Source organism: Treponema sp. OMZ 790, from assembly GCF_024181285.1.
Taxonomy (GTDB): domain Bacteria; phylum Spirochaetota; class Spirochaetia; order Treponematales; family Treponemataceae; genus Treponema_B.
In genome coordinates, this window is record NZ_CP051201.1 from 2,521,203 (window position 1) to 2,538,873 (window position 17,671).

The 17,671-nt window shown below is 35.4% G+C and carries 12 protein-coding genes; 4 read left to right on the forward strand and 8 right to left on the reverse strand.

Annotation, left to right across the window (positions count from 1 at the left end):
* Nucleotides 1-221: 221 nt before the first annotated feature.
* The 3 genes from E4O01_RS12000 to E4O01_RS12010 all read right to left on the reverse strand — a co-directional run bounded on the left by E4O01_RS12000 (nt 222) and on the right by E4O01_RS12010 (nt 7,474).
* On the reverse strand, nt 222-1,199 hold the full coding sequence (locus E4O01_RS12000; protein WP_253692416.1) for a hypothetical protein: 978 nt from the start codon (nt 1,197-1,199) through the stop codon (nt 222-224).
* Between the two features lie 81 nt (nt 1,200-1,280).
* A complete protein-coding gene (locus tag E4O01_RS12005; protein ID WP_253692417.1) occupies nt 1,281-4,643 on the reverse strand; it encodes a UvrD-helicase domain-containing protein in 3,363 nt (1,120 codons plus the stop codon).
* Between the two features lie 23 nt (nt 4,644-4,666).
* Entirely contained in the window at nt 4,667-7,474 is a 2,808-nt protein-coding gene (locus tag E4O01_RS12010; protein ID WP_253692418.1) for a PD-(D/E)XK nuclease family protein, read from the reverse strand.
* Nucleotides 7,475-7,576: 102 nt separating this feature from the next.
* On the opposite strand from E4O01_RS12010, the gene trkA reads away from it, so the two are divergent.
* Nucleotides 7,577-8,977, forward strand: a complete 1,401-nt coding sequence (trkA, locus tag E4O01_RS12015) for a Trk system potassium transporter TrkA (RefSeq protein ID WP_253692419.1) — start codon at nt 7,577-7,579, stop codon at nt 8,975-8,977.
* An 8-nt stretch (nt 8,978-8,985) separates the two neighbouring features.
* On the forward strand, nt 8,986-10,428 hold the full coding sequence (locus E4O01_RS12020; RefSeq protein ID WP_253692420.1) for a TrkH family potassium uptake protein: 1,443 nt from the start codon (nt 8,986-8,988) through the stop codon (nt 10,426-10,428).
* Nucleotides 10,429-10,472: 44 nt separating this feature from the next.
* On the opposite strand, the gene E4O01_RS12025 is transcribed toward E4O01_RS12020, so the two are convergent.
* From E4O01_RS12025 to E4O01_RS12040, 4 genes are read right to left on the reverse strand one after another with little or no spacing between them, the layout of a single operon-like run.
* A complete protein-coding gene (locus E4O01_RS12025; protein WP_253692421.1) occupies nt 10,473-12,152 on the reverse strand; it encodes a transglutaminase domain-containing protein in 1,680 nt (559 codons plus the stop codon).
* Complete coding sequence (locus E4O01_RS12030) at nt 12,142-12,804, reverse strand: anti-sigma factor family protein (RefSeq protein WP_253692422.1); 663 nt, start codon at nt 12,802-12,804, stop codon at nt 12,142-12,144. Before E4O01_RS12030 ends, E4O01_RS12025 begins: the two co-directional genes overlap by 11 nt.
* Nucleotides 12,788-13,330 (reverse strand): RNA polymerase sigma factor, encoded by a 543-nt coding sequence (locus E4O01_RS12035; RefSeq protein WP_253730161.1) that lies wholly within the window; start codon nt 13,328-13,330, stop codon nt 12,788-12,790. Before E4O01_RS12035 ends, E4O01_RS12030 begins: the two co-directional genes overlap by 17 nt.
* 52 nt (nt 13,331-13,382) lie before the next feature.
* Nucleotides 13,383-14,861 carry a cysteine--tRNA ligase gene (locus tag E4O01_RS12040; RefSeq protein ID WP_253692424.1) on the reverse strand — a complete coding sequence of 493 codons (1,479 nt, stop codon included), beginning with the start codon at nt 14,859-14,861 and terminating at the stop codon, nt 13,383-13,385.
* A 60-nt stretch (nt 14,862-14,921) separates the two neighbouring features.
* Here E4O01_RS12040 and murB point away from each other — a divergent pair, with 60 nt between their 5' ends.
* Complete coding sequence (gene murB, locus E4O01_RS12045) at nt 14,922-15,893, forward strand: UDP-N-acetylmuramate dehydrogenase (RefSeq protein WP_253692425.1); 972 nt, start codon at nt 14,922-14,924, stop codon at nt 15,891-15,893.
* A gap of 180 nt (nt 15,894-16,073) precedes the next feature.
* Complete coding sequence (locus E4O01_RS12050; protein WP_253692426.1) at nt 16,074-16,217, forward strand: hypothetical protein; 144 nt, start codon at nt 16,074-16,076, stop codon at nt 16,215-16,217.
* Between the two features lie 106 nt (nt 16,218-16,323).
* On the opposite strand, the gene E4O01_RS12055 is transcribed toward E4O01_RS12050, so the two are convergent.
* On the reverse strand, nt 16,324-17,628 hold the full coding sequence (locus E4O01_RS12055; RefSeq protein ID WP_253692427.1) for an ATP-binding protein: 1,305 nt from the start codon (nt 17,626-17,628) through the stop codon (nt 16,324-16,326).
* Nucleotides 17,629-17,671: the final 43 nt, after the last annotated feature.

A 17,671-nucleotide genomic window follows, 5' to 3' on the forward strand; every position in this document is an offset into this window, starting at 1 on the left:
ATTTTAACTATAGCAAGGGAAAGGTATAATTGTCAAGGAATGGGTTTGTACTTTCCGTACGTACCGGATAACCTTGAATTCTGCCATCTATTGTAATCAGGAATTAATCTTTTCTTTTATTATTGGGTAAACATGTAAGGTCATTTTAATTCATAAGTCATAATGAAGAATTTGTTTAATTCTTAATCCCTCATTAAGAATTCATAATTATTTATGTGCCTTTAACTTCCCATCAACCCTTCTAAGTCGAACCATTCTTCCGTTACTTTAAGATCAGCAGGAAGCTGTCTGTTATTGGATTCTTCGATGAGATGTTCCAAGTTATCGAAATGATTTGCAAGCTCTTCAAAACAGGATATGTATTTGGCACTGCCCAATTGAATTTTCGTTTCGTCTAACTTGAGTTTTCCGATTACATCGAATTTATCAACAAAGTTTTTTAGCTCCTTGTGCGGAATATCTATAATGTTCAATAAGATTTGAGGTGCAGCTTCGTTTTCCGTTTTATCCTGAAAAATTTTCTGCATATTATTCATCATATCGGCAAAGCCTTCCAACTTATTGGTGACTTCCGCAGAGAACATACCTGCCAGCATATCGGCGATATTATTGCCCGACAGAGGTTTATATCCCAAAACTTTAGTTTTATTTACCTGTGCGATTGCAGGAGGCTCGCTGCCCCTGTAATTAGTAACAAGGAAACGGTAGCTGCACATATCGCGGTAACGGAAGATATCGGCAAGCACTATTGCATAATGAGCCTTGCCTGAAGATTGAAATGTAAGCACATCATTCACTTCAAAAAGAAATTCGGTTATCTTCTTATATTTTTTACGCTTGCGTATTTTAGGATTGGGCGAATTGATTTTTGCCCACAGTTTGTCAAGTTCTTTTTGCCGAGCCTTACCTGCCTTAGCTCCGCATTCTTCCGTCCATGATTTTACGCAGGCGCCTTTATCCATTACGCGTTTAACCTCTGCAATAATATCATCGCTAATAAAGCCCATCTCCCAAAATGCCAAAGCGTATGCAGTTACCATAACTTCATAATCGAAGTCATCCGCATACCCTTCCGGCGGGAAAGGCACTTGCTCTCTTATACTTTCTGCTGTTCCGCCGCTGTCGTACAAATCCATTATTCCGTTATACGTGTCAAAAGCGATATCTCCATCAATAATCTTTACTCCGTCTGTTGCCATTGTGTTTTTCTCCTTTTATTTTAATACACAATCAATTCAACCATTTTAAATAATGCAATAAATTAAAATTTATAGTCCGCATTAATTTTTTATATCAAGTTCAACACAATGCCCTGTCTTTAAATAGAAGATAAATGTCTTCACTTCGGTTTTTGCAAGATCAAAAACAGCTTTTTTATAAATCTTCAACTGAGTCAAGTGAGCTTCCGGATTTTCCACTTGATCGGTTTTATAATCGACAACATAAACTATTCCATCTTTTTTAAAAAGCAAGTCTATCTGCCCGCTTACAATTTGGCCGTCATATTCCGTCAAAAAGCCATACTCGCTTTTTAAGTATTCGGCATCCTTTGCAAGAGCGTACATATCCGAATTAAAAAAGTTATCGGCCCAAGCATAAATCTTTTTTCTTTCAGTTTCGGAATACCCTTTCGGATACACAAATTCCTTGTTTAAAAGACGAGCCTCGATTAAAGAGTGTGTAAGAGTTCCAAGTTCGGCAGCAGTAAATTCTTTTTGTTCATCCATATTTTTAGAAGACTCAGGAAGTTTATCTTTTTCAGAATTAAAAGAATAAACAGATTCTTCACCTCTCTTTTTATTTACTTCATGAGCAAGGCCTGTGGCGGTTGCTATTCTTTTTTCTGCAAGATTAAATTCTTTTATCTTCGAAGAAGCAAAAAGGTTTTTAAAATTTATTTTTTCTCTCCTTTGCTTTTTAGAACTGTTAAATAAATTTTGCCTCTCAATAGGTAAAACTTCATTAAAAATAATATCTTCATGCTCATTAGGCAACGCAGGCAAAAGCAATTCAAAAAAACTTACAGTCTTATCCGAAATTTTAATCATATTTTTTATATCTTCAAGATTTCGCGGATTTTCAAATGAATAATCATTATTTTTAGAATCGTCCGTTTGCAGATGACTGCATACACCGCTCATAATTAAATAGGACTCTGCCCTTGTAACTGCAACATAAAGAAGTCTTTTAGTTTCAGCGATCAACTTTGCATTAGCCTCATCGCGCAACGATTCAAAAATCAAATTACTTGATGTAAAAGATAAACCGGGAACATTAGGCGAATACAAAACAGGCCCCATATCTTCATTATAAAAAACAAGACCTTCTTTTTTTTCGGGAATACCTCTGTTACCGCAGTCGGGAATTATTACAATGGGAAATTCCAGCCCTTTGCTCTTGTGTACGGTCAAAAATCTCACAGAATCTTTTTCATCATCCAAGGGGAGTTCCATATCATCAAGTCTCTCATTATCTTCAATATGAGATGAAAGCAAATCTATAAACTGAGAAAAAGCTAATCCGTTTATATCCGCTTGACAGGCGAGTTCAAAAATATAATCATACAAATCGATATAATGATGATTTTCTTCATTGCTCAATAAAAAATATCTATAAGCTTCATCATACCAAAGGTATGTAATCAATTCGGCACAATTCATTGTTAAAACATGATCATTCAAACGAGCAAATAAATCACAACCTCGCAAATATGCATCCTTATTTTTTCCGGTTAGTTTTTCCGCTAAAGAACTATCAAAAGCTCTTTCAAAATTTAAAAGCAATATAGCAAAAGCATCATCATCAATATTTACAAAAGGAGAATGCAAGACCTGAGCATAAGTTTTTTTATCTGAAGGGTAAGCAATAATTTTAAGCATAGCATAAATATCGTTTATAGGAGCATCATTAAATAAACCTCTCTGCTGCACACTTCTATATGGAATGCCCAAATTACGGAAAACTCTTTCATATGTACTTTGTTTTGTCGAAGCTCTAAGCAAGACGGCAAAATCATTCCATGAACAGGGCCTTGCCATTTTGCCATCTCTAATTTTAAAACCTCGGTTATATAATTCTAAAATTTTTTTTGCAATAAACAAAGCTTCCGTTTCTACCGGATTAAGAAATTCACTTGAATTTTCCAATGTATCGAATCTTTTTTTGTCAAAAAGCATTATTTCAATTTTAGGATTAACTTCTTTTACAGGAGGTCTTGTTTCGGTCGGAACATATTCCGCTTCATAAACAGGCACAAAGCCGTTTTTTTCCAATGGCCTATTTATCTCGGAATAAAAAACTTTGGAAAATATTGTATTAAATAAATTTATAAGGGAAGGCTCCGTGCGGTAATTTATTAAAAGTCTTGTCGCCTCAAGTCTTTCTTTACTTGAAATCTCTTCTGCAAGTTTTCTAAACACGGAAACATCAGCGCCTCTAAAAGCATAAATCGACTGTTTCTCGTCCCCTACAAAAAATAATTTATTTGGGCAAAGTTCACTTGGAGAAGGAACTGATTTTTCAGAACGTTCAAGTTTTTCCGTAATTAAAAAAAGCAAATCTCTTTGCAAACTATTATTATCTTGAAACTCGTCTATCATAATAATATCCGTGTTTGCTTTATAAAAATTTCTCAAATCGATATCATTTATTAAAGCATCCACAGCTAACTGCGATACATCCGAAAAAGTTAAAAGACCTCTTTGTTTTTTTTCGTATATATACTCTTCTTGAAGATCTTCAAGCATGGCAAAAAAAAGGTTTAAGTTGTCTCGTGAGTACGCAAAGCTATATATACATCCAAGTCTTTCATATATATTTTTCAATCTTTCTTTTATTTCCTTTACGGTATCGTTTCCTTTTCCTTTTGCTGTTTTAGAAACTTTATCGACAATCGAAATCAATTTTATAAAGTTTTCATCCTGCACTGATTCAGGAAAATAAGTTAAAGCGGAGTATGCACTCATTGCTTCTTCCGTAAAATTTTTGGAAGGATCATTTTCTTTTATAAATGTAAAAATCTCAAAACATTCGGATAATGTTTTTTTCTCCTCTTCTTCATGATACTTTATTTGAGCCTCTAAGCTTTTTTTAAAATCAATAGGCTTTGAAATCAACACATAATTACTTAATAACCTTGCAAACAAACCTGTTACAAAATCATCTATACCGTTATCGCCTAAAAAAAACTGCATAGTCTTATCGGATCTCATTTTTAAAAAAAAATCCAAACCTATACGATAAGCTAATTTTTCCGACTCGGTATTATCAATAATAAAATCGGGAGAGATACCGAAATTTCTACATGCAGTTTTTGCTATCCAATTACAAAATGAATCTATTGTCGAAATCTTAGCAAGATGAAATTTTTCAATCGCAGCTTTTGCATTCGGATGATCTATTTTTTTTAGCTCGTTATAAATTCTTTTATGCATTTCGGCTGCAGCTTTTTCGGTAAAAGTTAAGGCTATTATTTTTTCGACACTCACACCCTTTTCAACAACAAAATAAACATAACGCGAAGCCAGAACTTTTGTTTTCCCTGATCCGGCTCCGGCAGCAATTACCGCATTTTCTTCAACGGTTACAGCATTTTTTTGATTTTCATTTAAACCGGTCAACATATTTTTTATATAATCATTCACTTTATTTTTCTCCAATAAAAATTTTATTTAACCGAATAAACGATTCTGCAAATATGTTTAAAATTGCAATCTTTACATGTTTCAAACGAAACAAATGAAGGTCTTGTAAAATCTTGAGCATTAACCAGCTCCGCAAATCTTTCTGCTTCTTTAATAAATGAATCGATTGAAGATTGAAAATCATCCCGTGTTCTTTCAGCTCCGTTGCGGGCAACAGGAATAACTTCATTATCGTTTACAACCTTGTTTATTTTCTGCTGAACAAAACTCAAGAACCATGCATGTTCTATAGTTTGGTTTAATTTAGATTCTGCCAAAAAAATATACATAGGTATTTGAAAATCGGTTAATTCTATATCATCGGCATTCATACCTTTTTTTCCGTATGAAGAATATGCAGGCATATTATTTGTTTTATAATCTATAATAACTCCGCTTCTTTCATCTTGAGGAAAAGACGCCCTGTCGATTTTCCCCCTATACAAAATACCATTATTTTCTATTTCTATCCATTCTTCTACCCATTTTGGATAATAGCCGTTCAAAAATTTTGCATCGTTTTCTAAAACAAAATTAACAGCTTCCATAACTCTTTTTTTCAACGATTGAATAAAAGGTTTTGCCAAGCCTCCTCTAAAATCCATGGATTTTTCTGCAATATCGTCAAATATTGAAGATGCTTTTTCCATATATCTATCCAAATTATCCGAATTAAAATATTTATCCGTCGAACCTATTTCAATATAAAGAGCTTCCAAAACCGAATGCGAAAGGTTTCCGATATTTCTTGCATCAAAAATGTGCGCATCATAATTTTCATCAAATACGGAAAGAACTTTTTTTAAAAACCATGAAGAAGGGCACTCCGTAAATGTTTTTAAATCGGTTTGGCTTAATTTAAAAGCGCCGTCTTTAAATAAATTTTCTTCTATGTAAGAATTTACTTCTTTACAAGTCATATCATAAGTTTTATCTAAATATGAAAAATCCTTTTTTTCTTTAAAAACGGAAAAAGCCAATGCAGCATTTTTTTGAATTTTATATATCACAGCATCTTCCGGCATTTCGATATCTTTATCTGCAGAATAATCAAAGATAAAAGAATCATAAGATTTTAATTCTTCTATTTTTTTATTCATCCGTTTAATATTTTTAATTTCTTCATCTTCAGACATTTCAAACAGATTATTTACAATCAAATATGAGGAAAAAGAATGAGGACTAAAACTAAAAACAGTATTAGGCGATGCCGTATAAGCTTCAAAAAAGAAAGGAGAGGCATCGGTTTCAAAAACACCTAAAGCTTCTCTTTTATCTTTACGCAAAAACGAAAGTTTATTGTAAATAATATTTGTTTGCTCTTGACTGCAATTTAAAATAAAATGATAAGCAAAGGGAGCAGCAGCCGCAACTCTATAAGGAAAAACACTTACAGCGAGCCCTGTGTTTTGCGGAACATAGATAGCCTTATCCAATTCCGAAATAAAAAACTTGAACCTATCGGCCGGCATATACCTTTCAAACTTATCTTCCAAGTATAAAAGTTCTTGCAGACAAGAAATACAGCGGCCTAAGATTGCATTATCTTTTTGAGAAAAGCGAGTTTCATCTATCAGCTCTTTTCTAAACAAAAAATAGTTTTTTTGTAAATCATTAAAAGTTTTAGATTCACAGATTCTGTTTACGGCATAATAAAAACTATAAAACCAATCCCTTGCTTTTTTCTTTTGTTCAATCTCGGCTTCATCTTTTTCATAGTTTATTTTAAAAGACTCTATCCAAATATTTTTATAAAAATCATCTTCTTTATTTTCTTTCCAAGATACAGCACAATTATTTTTTACACCGTAATCTATTAAGGCTTCTGCACCTTCCGCATCTTTCCACGGAATATGTTTATTTAAAACTATGGGCTTCATAAATTCAAAAGAAAAATTATTTTGTACGCAATCATAAATAAGAGAAAAAAGTTTACCCGCCTGCTCAAGTCCCAAGTTAAACCCCGAACGGAATTCTGCCGGTATACCCCTAAGATAAAATTCTCTTTTTATATAAGCTGCATAGTTTTCAATATCGGGAACACTTACGGCAATTTCATCAGCCCTCACACCCTCGCTGAGAAGTTTTTCAATTTGTAAAACAGTATTTTTTAATTCGTTTCTTGAATTTTTATAAACATCAAGCAAATTTTCTTTTTGATTAAATTTAGGGCATGGAACATAGATAATATCTTTCTGTAAATCTAAAAGTTCTGCATGTTCGGCAAAATCTTCCATAAGCTCAGGAAAAATAATAATATATTTTTTTTGATTTGAATAAAATTCTGAAGAAACCCAAGAAGGTTCAAACAAAGAGTTCTCTTTTAAAAATTCGGTATACTCATTTTTTAAAAGAATATAGTCCTTCATTTCATCATCGTTTGAAAAACCCTCACCCTTATCTGTATAACGTTTCTCAAAATGATCAAGCTGAGGCAAAATCCCGGCAATCCACTCCGAAAAAACCGCACCTGTTTCGGCATAGTTTTCCGGAATAAGAGACTTAAAGAGAGCTTCCGCTGTTTTTGCTTTTTCGGAATTAAGACGGCTTATATATCCGGCAAAAATTCTCCGCACAGTATTTGACACAGGGCTTAAAGAAGAAACTTGAGAAATAAGGCAGGCTTCTTTAAAACCATCCCATGACATATAATTTTCTAAAGGAATAGTTCCTAATCCCGTAATGCTTAACGATTTTTGAAACCATAACCGCGCAGCAATCCTTGACGGAAAAACAAAAACATTGTTTAAATCCCGTCCATAAGTCTTTATTGTTTTTTCTATTAAATCCATAATACGGTATAATTATATCACAAAGCCTAAAATTTATTAAGTGCAAGGTAAAAAAATATTTATGCTCTTTTCAAAAAGTAAAATTTATTGTACTATTACAAAATGAAAGTAATTATAGTAGGCGGCGGTGTTACCGGAACCGAATTAGCCCGCAGGCTTATCCGAAAAAAACATGATGTTGTCTTAATAGAAAGAGATGAAGAGACAGCCCGCCATGCCGCAAACAGATTGGATTGCATGGTTGTACAGGCATCAGGAAACGATACGCAAATTCTACTGGATGCAGGTATAAAAAAAGCTGATGCCATGATAGCCGTAACCGACTCAGATGAGCTCAACATGATAATATGCGGCATTGCCGAAAGTCTCGCCCCCGAAGTTATAAAAATTGCCAGAGTACGTAATGAGGATTACGTAAATGCTCTTAACTTTTCAGAAGAAAGAACTCTGGGTATAAATGCTTTAGTCTATCCCGACGAAGAAGCAGCTCACGCCGTCATACAGGCAATCGAACACGGAGCTGTAAGCGATGTTTTATCTTTTGAAAATTCAAGCTATGAACTTACCCGCTTTAATGTTTGCGAAAAAAGCACCTTAGACGGCCTTGCTGTTTTAGATATCAGAAAATATATAGACATCCCCTTTATAGTCGTAAGCGTAGAACAAAACGGGAAAAATAAGATTCCATCAGGCGATACTATTTTAACGGCAGGAACACGGGTTTCAATTTTAACAAAACCGGAGCATATAAAAAAATTTTATGAGCTGTCAGGATTTCAGACTCAAGAATTTAAAAAAATTGCCTTAGTCGGAATGGGACGTATAGGAAAAAGCATTGCAGAATATCTGCTTAAAAACTTAAAGGGCAAATCCCTTCTTTCAAAACTTTTACCCATCAATTTAAACCAAAAATGGAAAATTTCCATCATAGAAACTAACGACAAAAAAGCAAAGGAAGTTGCCGCAGAATTCCCGGAAGCCTCTATCTACAAAGCAGATGTTATGGACGAATCCTTTGTAGATGAAATAGGACTTGACTCATTTGACTTGGTAATATGCACAACGCCAAACTACGAATTTAATATGATAGCTTGTGCCTATCTAAAAACCCTCGGTGTTTATAAAACAATTTCGCTCGTTCAAAGTTCAGTCCTTGAAAATGTTGCATATAAAATAGGAGTAGATGTTGCAGTTTCTTTTAAAGATGTTGTTGTTGATTCCATAATGAGTCATCTTGTAAGTGAAAATGTAACGGGTGTCCATACAATGGGAGACGGCAAACTTGAAATTATAGAATTGCAAGTATCGGAAAAAAGCCCGACTTTAGGAAAAAAATTAAAAGATATTTCACAACACGGAATATATTTAATTCTGCTAGTCACAGATAAAACCGGTGAAAAAATTCCGGGAGGTGATACGGAATTGGAAGCAGGAGATAAAATAGTATTTATAGTAAAATCATCACGAAGCGATGAAATTATAAAAATGTTCGGAGGCAATTAGATTTTCAAATGAAAGCACTCCAATATATCCGCATTATCTTTATGATTCTCGCAATAATTTCCATCAGTTTCATAATTCCGATCGGAACAGCCCTTTATGAAAATGAAACTTATTTGATTCCGTCTTTTTTAATTCCGACAGCCTTTGTGCTTGCAATTGCTGCATGTTTTTTCTTTTTTCAAAAAAACAAAAAAGTAAAGCTCTCAATTTCGGGCGGAATAATTTTAGTCGCAGCAGCATGGGTTTCTGCCGGCATCTTGGGTGCAATGCCATTATTCATTTCAGGCGTAATTCCAAATTTTGCAGATGCAGTATTTGAATCTGTGTCGGGCTTTACAACAACGGGAGCTACAATTCTTACCAATATCGAAGCCTGCCCCATGACAATGCATGTCTGGCGTACCCAGATGCACTGGCTGGGAGGAATGGGAATCGTCGCTCTCACTGTTGCCCTCTTTCCGCTATTAGGTGTCGGCGGTTTTCACCTCATCAAAAGCGAAACGACGGGACCCGACAAGGGAAAGGTAACGGCAAAGATAACCCACACAGCAAAAGCCCTTTGGTTTATCTATTTTGGAATGACGGTTATACAAATAATTCTTTTAATGCTTGCAGGACTTTCCTTTATCGAAGCTATGTGCCACACATTTGCCTCCTTGGGAACAGGAGGTTTTTCTACAAGAAATGCGAGCGTAGGAGCCTTTAATTCCCCGGCTGTCGAAATCATCTGCGGAATATTCATGATTTTAGCCGGTGTAAACTTCAGTCTTTATTTTCACCTGTTTACAGGTCATCCGGAAGAGTTTTTCCATAATTCGGAACTGAAAGCCTATCTTAAAATAGTATTTGTATCAATCGTTTTAATAGCCGTTTCTATCTATCCTATTTACGGACTTGGAGGAGGTTTGCGGCAAAGTTTTTTTCAGGTTGCATCCGTAATTACCACCACAGGATTTTCCACTGCGGATTATAATGCATGGCCCGAATTTGCAAAAATGATTTTGCTTACTTTAATGTTTGTCGGAGGATGCTCAGGCTCAACTGCAGGAAGCATCAAAGTAATTCGATGGCTGATATTAAAAAAACAAGCCGGAATGGAAGCAAAGCGGCTTTTAAGCCCTCACGGCGTATTCGGCATTCAGCTTAATAACCGCCCGGGACGAAAAGACATAGTTTACAGCGTTGCAGGCTTTATCTTCTGCTACTTTCTTTTAACCATTATCACGGCCTTAGTTGCAGCGGCAGACGGAGCCGACCTCTTAAGCGGATTTACCGCCTCCCTTGCCCTCATCGGAAACATAGGCCCCGGATTCGGCCTTGTAGGCCCCGCAGGAAACTTTGCGTTTTTTTCATCGCCTGTAAAAATTTTCTTTTCTTTTGTAATGTTAGCCGGCCGATTGGAATTATACACAATGATAATCTACTTTACACCGGCATTTTGGAAAAGATAAAACTTTTTTAACGGCAGACTTTATTTTAAGATATCGATTTAAACTTAATAAATAGCGATTATATTCGGAGTCCGCCAAACGGAGTTATATTTTGTAAGGCCCGAATATTCTTCCCAGCCGTTATAAAAGGCATAACTTCTTTCTTTTGAAACCATCGTACTGTTAGAAGCCATCGGAGGCTGAACGTTCTCACCGCGGGAAAAAGCAACTCTAAAAGCATCCAAATTACCGAAGTACCAACTTTCACTTTGAGACACACCCATATCGAAAGGAACAGATTTTGCCAGACCTAAGTCTACAGGAATCCAGCCGAAGCCTTCCAAATAAAATTCCGCCCACCAGTGCAAATAACTTGCCTGCGAAACATCAACTACAATACCGGCAATAGGCTGAGCCGGAACGCCTGCAGCCCGTGAAATAGCCGCAAACAAAATAGCTATATCATAAGTATCGGCCTTTTTTTCGGTTAAAGCCTTTACAGGAGAAACTCCCGAATTCAATATTGAAGCAGGAATTATCTCGACATTTCTTAATAAATAATTATAAATCCTTCTTGCCTTATTATACGGGTTTCTTTCATTTTGAACAATTTCTGCGGCCGTTTTTTGAATGACCGGATCATTGGAAGGAATCAGTTCCGTTGCTATAGAATAATTATTATATATCTCTTTATTTTGGCGTGAATTAACTCTTACATTTACAGGATTGACCCTCGTATTTACCTCATAGGTATTTACGCCGTATTCCTGCCTTATATGAATTTTTGTAGAAGAGTTTACATTTTCATATTGGTGAATAGATGCTCCCTGATAATCGGCAACAAAAGGAGCAGGCATGATAGACAATATCTTAACATCCCGCTGCGAATAAGCTTGCACAGGCAGAGGCACCTTAACAAAAAGAGAATTTTTTTCGGCTGCAACCACATTCGAAATATCGACCTCAGCCGCAATCGCAAAATTTTTCTTATTGGAATAAGTTTTTGTTCCTATTTTGTTTTTTACTCTAAAAGGAACCGAATTGCTGGCACCCGATGAAGTCAAAACTAAAAGCACTCCCGAATCAGCTCCGTCGGGAACCCTCACGTGAAGTTCTTCATTTGACCAAAGTAAAAAATCAAAATCATAGTCGGAGCAGCGGGCAGCTTCTATATCTTCCTTCCGCTCAATTTGCTGAACCATTGCGGCATTAAAATCCGAAACAAATAGAACTTGAGAATTGCCTCTGGTCTCACCAAAATTTTTACCCGATATTTTTATAATACCGCCTACTTCAACAAAATCTTTATCTAAAGAAATTATGGACGGAATGCCGCCGGAACGGGTTTTATCCTTTATCAACGGAATTGATGAAACCGATGCCATAAAAGACGGGGGAGATTTTTTGTTTTGTACGGACACATATACAATACCGCCGTTTTGATATTCGGGATACTTAAAAACAATTTTTTTATCCGTCCATAAATTGCAGTTTTCCGCCTGGATGATTGCATCACCTATTTCAACCCAAGAAGAATCTATCTCTGTTCCGAAATTTTCTCCATGTATTACGATTTCATCTCCTGCCTCAGCTATGGGTGGTAAAATTTCCGTTATTGCAGGATATTTTGCCGTTAAGGATGTCAGATACAAAATAAAAGCCGCAAGTCCGCCGAAAAAAAGGAGGAATATAAAAAATCTAAAAATAAAAAATTTTCTAAATAAATAAGTAAATCTATTTCCCATTTTCTATAGAGGTAAGAGTAATTGCATTATGGTCTTTAAAAAATAACACTTGTGTATTTATTTTTTTTTCTAATATACTAAACTTTGTTTTATTTGAAGGAGGCAGATATAAATTTACATATTGACTCAAATTTATCGCCTGAGTTTTATTTTTAAAAACTATGGCTTTTTCATTTACACCGAGGATATTCGAAACATTTAATTTAAATTTATTAACAGGTTTTAAATCGCTTACTATAGGTGCGGTAGACTTAAAATCTTTTCCTGCGATTGAATCTGACGGTTTTAAATTTTTCCCGGTACTGATCATAACAACCGGGGTTAAAACAAAAAGAAATACGGCAGCCGCAGCCAAAGCAGGCACCGGAATTTTATTCGATTTATAAAACCAGCTTGTCGGCTTCTTTTTATTTTCTTCAATTCGTTTTAGGCATTCCTGCCTTTTCGCATAAAGTTTAAGGAAAGAACCTTCAAAATCAGGTTCGGAACATGAGACTTCAGACAATTTTAAACTTATTTTTCTATACGAATCAACCACACTGCTGCACTTTTCACAAGAAGCCAGATGAGCTTCTATCTTTTCTTTCCAAGGGGATTGTAGTTCTCCATCAACATAAGCCGAATACAAATCTTTACTAGGGCATGTAGACATCGCTTTCTCCTATATGTTTTGCTAATTGTTCACGGGCTCTAAACACCCGGACCTTTACATTACCTTCACTAATTCCAAGAATGCTGCCTATCTCTTTGTAGTTTAAGCTGCCGTATTCTTTGAGCTGTAAAACAGCCCTCAAGTTTTTAGGCAATTTTTCAAGAGCTGCCTGAACCGAATTTATGGACTCTTGCTTTAACACTATCTCTTCTCCTGTATCGACCTTACGAGTGTCTTCCTTTAGTGCTTTAGCATAAGCCTTTCGTTTACGGCCGCATCTTTTTACATGATTAAGCGATGCATTCCGCGTAACCCTAATAAGCCAGTATTTAGCATCATCCATAGACGGGAATTCCATCTTTTTTTCGGTCATTTTTATCAAAGAATCATGACATATATCTTCAGCTATATCCCCTTCTCTGACTATATTGTAGGCTACTTTATAAATAACAGGCATGAGGGTTTCATACATTGATCTAAAATCGCTGTCTGATAACGCCTTCAAACCGCCTTTCTCTTTAAACACTTTTATCTCCAAAATGTTACAATTTTCTTAAAAAGCTTAAAAAATATACATTTTATAATTTTTTCCATGTAGTTTTACCGGCTTGATCCTCAAGGATAATGCCCATGCCCTTTAGCTTATCCCTGATTTCATCAGCCAGTTTATAATTTTTTTCAAGTTTCGCCGAAGACCTCTCTTCAATGAGCTTGATAATTTCAGCCTCATCTATTTCAAGAACATTCTTATCTGCAAGAATGTTAAAAGCCTCTTCAATTAACTTGATGCCCAAAACCGAATCCATGACGGCAACAGCCGTTAAGACTTCACTTTGCGGAATATCCTTTTCCTTTATCAAAAGCTGTAGTTCCGATAGAGCTTTCGGTGTGGATAAGTCATCTTCCATGGCGGCTGCGAAGCCGTCAAAATAGCCGAGTACTGTCCGGTTTTTAATTTTCTCCTTAGCGGTTTTTAGATCAACGGATTCCGTCAAAGTTATATAATCTTTGACTTCCGCTTCGGATAAACCTTCCATCAGTTTAGAAATCCTCATATTTAAGTTTCTTCTGCCGTTTCTTGCCGTTTCCATAGCTTCCCATGAAAAGGTAAGCTGGCTTCGGTAATGTCCGCCCAAAAGCAAGAAACGGTAATCAAGAGGAGAAAAACCTTTCTTGATAACATCTTCTAAAATGATAAAAGAACCGGAAGACTTTGACATCTTGCCCTTATTCATAACGAGAAATTCGTTGTGAAGCCAGTACTTTACCCATTTTTTACCCGTAGCTCCCTCGGACTGAGCTATTTCGTTGGTGTGATGCACCCTTATATGATCGATTCCGCCTTTGTGGATATCGATTTGTTCGCCTAAGTACTTCATACTCATGGCAGAGCACTCGATATGCCAGCCGGGATAGCCTCGTCCCCAAGGCGAATCCCAAACAAGAGCCTGATTTTCAAACTTGCTTTTTGTAAACCAAAGAACAAAGTCGTGAGGATTGCGTTTATTTTTATCTATTTCGATACGGGCGCCGGCCTTGAGGTCTTCAAGTTTTATGTTTGCCAGTTCACCGTATTTAGGAAATGTAGAAATGTCGTAGTAAAGATTTCCTCCGGCCATGTAAGTATGCCCGTTTGCTTCTATTCTTTTTATGAGCTCTATCATATCGTTTATGTGCTCGGTCGCCTTACATACAATGCCGGGTCTTTCTATATTTAGTCTTTCGGTATCGTTAAAAAATGCCTTTGTGTAAAATTCTGCAATTTCAAGAACCGATTTACCCCGCTCTTCAGCGGATTTTACCATCTTATCTTCACCCGAATCTTCGTCATCAGTCAGATGCCCGACATCGGTTATGTTCATAACATGGGTAACATCATAGCCCAAAAATCTTAAAGTTTTAACAAGGACATCTTGAAAAACATAGGTGCGTAAGTTTCCGATATGTGCATAGTCATACACTGTAGGCCCGCATCCGTAAACACCGGCCTTACCTTCTTTAATCGGAATAAATTCTTCTTTTTTATTGCCTAATGTATTATATAATTTTAAACTCATGCCTTACCCCTTTCAATATCTCTTGCTATTTCGATACATAATGATATATACTGAAATTTAATGAACAGTCTATTTAGTATACTTCATAATAACCCTTTATTTCAAGAGGGAACAGTCAAATTCGATGCACCTGTAAGCGGACTCACATCATATAAAATCGGAGGCCCGGCAGAAGCTCTTTTTTACCCAAAAGACGAAGAAAATTTAAAAGCAGCTATAGCTTTCTTACGTAAAAATAAGGTTTTAACTTCTTTGATCGGAGGAGGAGCAAACATTCTTGTATCGGATAAGGGATTTAAGGGAGTATTAATAAATCTAAAAAACTTAAACAAGATAGAAATCATAGGCGAAACTGAAGGCAAGGTTTTTGTGAGAGCGGGAGCCGGAGTTCTTATCGATGATCTTACAAAATGGGCTGCAGAAAACTCTCTTTCGGGTTTGGAGTGTTTTGGAGGACTCCCCGGAACTGTTGGGGGCGCCGTATTTATGAATGCCCGCTGTTATGAAGTTTCAATCTCGGATATAATAAAATCGGTAAAATACATTTTAACCGAGAATGAAAAAGCAGAATTTGCAGAATATCAATACAAGCCATCCGACTGGGATTATAAAATTTCACCTTTTCAACAAAATCCGGTGAGCACGGAAATTAAGGACGGCAGAAAGATCATACTTTCAGCTGTGTTTAGTTTAACGCATGGAGTAAAAGAAAAAATTGCTGCAAAAACCGATGAAAAAATTCAAGACAGAATTGCAAAGGGGCATTTTAAGGCTCCATCTGCCGGAAGCACCTTTAAAAACAACAGAACATTCGGTCAACCCAGCGGTAAATTGATAGAGAATGCAGGATTAAAAGGCCTTTGTGAAGGAGGAGCTCAGGTAGCACCTTGGCACGGAAATTTTATAATTAACAAAGAAAAAGCTGCGGCTGCCGATGTGAAAAATCTAATAGAAAAAGTGCAAACAGCTGTTAAAAATAAAACCGGTTTTACCCTTGAACCGGAAGTCATTTTTGCAGGTGATTGGGGTTAGATTTTTTAGAGATTACCGCAATAAACCGCAATAAATGTAATTTTTTTATGTATTTTTCTGTAAAAACGCAAGAAAAAGATAGTTTTTCTCGTAAATTCGCTTGACTTATTTTTTCTTTTAAAGTATAGTATATATATCAAATGCAGGTAAAACTGCAAATATCTTTTAAAGGAGAAAAAGATGAAAACATTATTAAAATTTATTAAATCAACCAGGAAAAACGGAACACCCCAAAGATCTGAAGTGTTAACACCCCAAGAAAAAATCCATGAGCAGACTCTTGTTTGGAAGGCTCATGTAGGAACCAATTATTTTACAATCTAATTTTGTAAACTTTTTAGGCTATAAAATCTTTAGGTAAAGATTTATCCATAAAACTAAGACCCGCGAAAGCGGGTCTTTTTTTGTCTTTTGCCTGTCATAATAATTTCTATAATATATCTAAATCTGAAGAAGTTTCTTGTAATAAAAATTGTTCCAGACCTATATATAAAATCCCTGTATTATCATGCCTTGGAACAATCTTATCTTTTACAACAATTATCTTCTTAAATGAATCTCCTATTTTTTTTAAAGATGCTGTTTCCTGCTCTTTTTTTTCCTTATCTGCCACAGATAATGCCGATTGAATATAGTATCTTCTATGTCCCTTATTTACGACAAAATCAACTTCCAACTGTATTTTTTTTCTAGCTCCATCCTTATTCACTTCATGCTCTACCACTCCTACATCAACATTATAACCTCTTCTCCTCAAATCATTATATATAATGTTTTCCATAATGTGAGTTTCTTCCACTTGCCTAAAATTCAATCTGGCATTTCTAAGGCCTACATCGGCAAAATAATACTTGACCGGTGTGCTAAAATATCGTGCCCCCTTAACATCATAACGCTTTGCACAATACAATAAATAAGCCTCCTCAAAATATGCAAGATATTTAGAAATTGTTAAAGAAGAAATCTTTATCTTTTTTTCGGATAAGAATCTTTTTGCTAATTTATTCGGGTTAGTTAAAGATCCGATGGCAGATGATACAAAATCCAACAAGGTTTCAAAAATTTCGTTTTCATTTTGAATCTTATGTCTTTCAAGAATATCTTTTAAGTATGTTTCATAAAACAAATCCTTTAAATATTTACTTTTTTCTTCATCGCTCTCCAAAGAAAAAATATAGGGCATACCTCCATAAATAGCATAATCTTGAAAAGCCTGTACTTTATCTTCATACAAATCGTATATTTCAGAAAAAGATAAGGGATTTACATGGATTTCATCACCTCGATCCCTAAATTGTGTCAGGATATCGCTTGACAGCATTTTTGAATTACTACCCGTTACATAAATATCTAAATTTTCAATTTTCATTAAACCAAGAAGTACATCAACAAAGGTAATATTGTTTTCAGAATTTTCAATGTAAGGGTTTTTTATGGTTTCTGATAATTGAATTTCGTCAATAAATATATAGTATTTTTTATTTTTATTCTTAGCCTTATCTTTTATATATTCATTCAACTTAAATGGGTTTCTATATTCTATATTTTCAATCTCATCTAAGGCGATTGAGATAATCTGATTTTCTTTTACGCCTTTCGATAACAAATACTCTCGGTATAACTTAAATAGCAAATAAGATTTTCCACAGCGCCTAATACCCGTAATTATTTTAACACGGCCATTGTCTTTTTTACGGATCAGCTGTTTTAGATAATAATCTCTTTTAATCATCACATGCACCTCACTCGAAAAATTTAGGCGTATTTCCACCTTTTTT

Coding starts and splice junctions, on each gene's coding strand:
- E4O01_RS12000 (WP_253692416.1), bottom strand. CDS start 1,199: ATGGCAACAGACGGAGTAAAGATTATTGATGGAGATATCGCTTTTGAC.
- E4O01_RS12010 (WP_253692418.1), bottom strand. CDS start 7,474: ATGGATTTAATAGAAAAAACAATAAAGACTTATGGACGGGATTTAAAC.
- trkA (WP_253692419.1), top strand. CDS start 7,577: ATGAAAGTAATTATAGTAGGCGGCGGTGTTACCGGAACCGAATTAGCC.
- E4O01_RS12020 (WP_253692420.1), top strand. CDS start 8,986: ATGAAAGCACTCCAATATATCCGCATTATCTTTATGATTCTCGCAATA.
- E4O01_RS12025 (WP_253692421.1), bottom strand. CDS start 12,152: ATGGGAAATAGATTTACTTATTTATTTAGAAAATTTTTTATTTTTAGA.
- E4O01_RS12030 (WP_253692422.1), bottom strand. CDS start 12,804: ATGTCTACATGCCCTAGTAAAGATTTGTATTCGGCTTATGTTGATGGA.
- E4O01_RS12040 (WP_253692424.1), bottom strand. CDS start 14,861: ATGAGTTTAAAATTATATAATACATTAGGCAATAAAAAAGAAGAATTT.
- murB (WP_253692425.1), top strand. CDS start 14,922: ATGAACAGTCTATTTAGTATACTTCATAATAACCCTTTATTTCAAGAG.
- E4O01_RS12050 (WP_253692426.1), top strand. CDS start 16,074: ATGAAAACATTATTAAAATTTATTAAATCAACCAGGAAAAACGGAACA.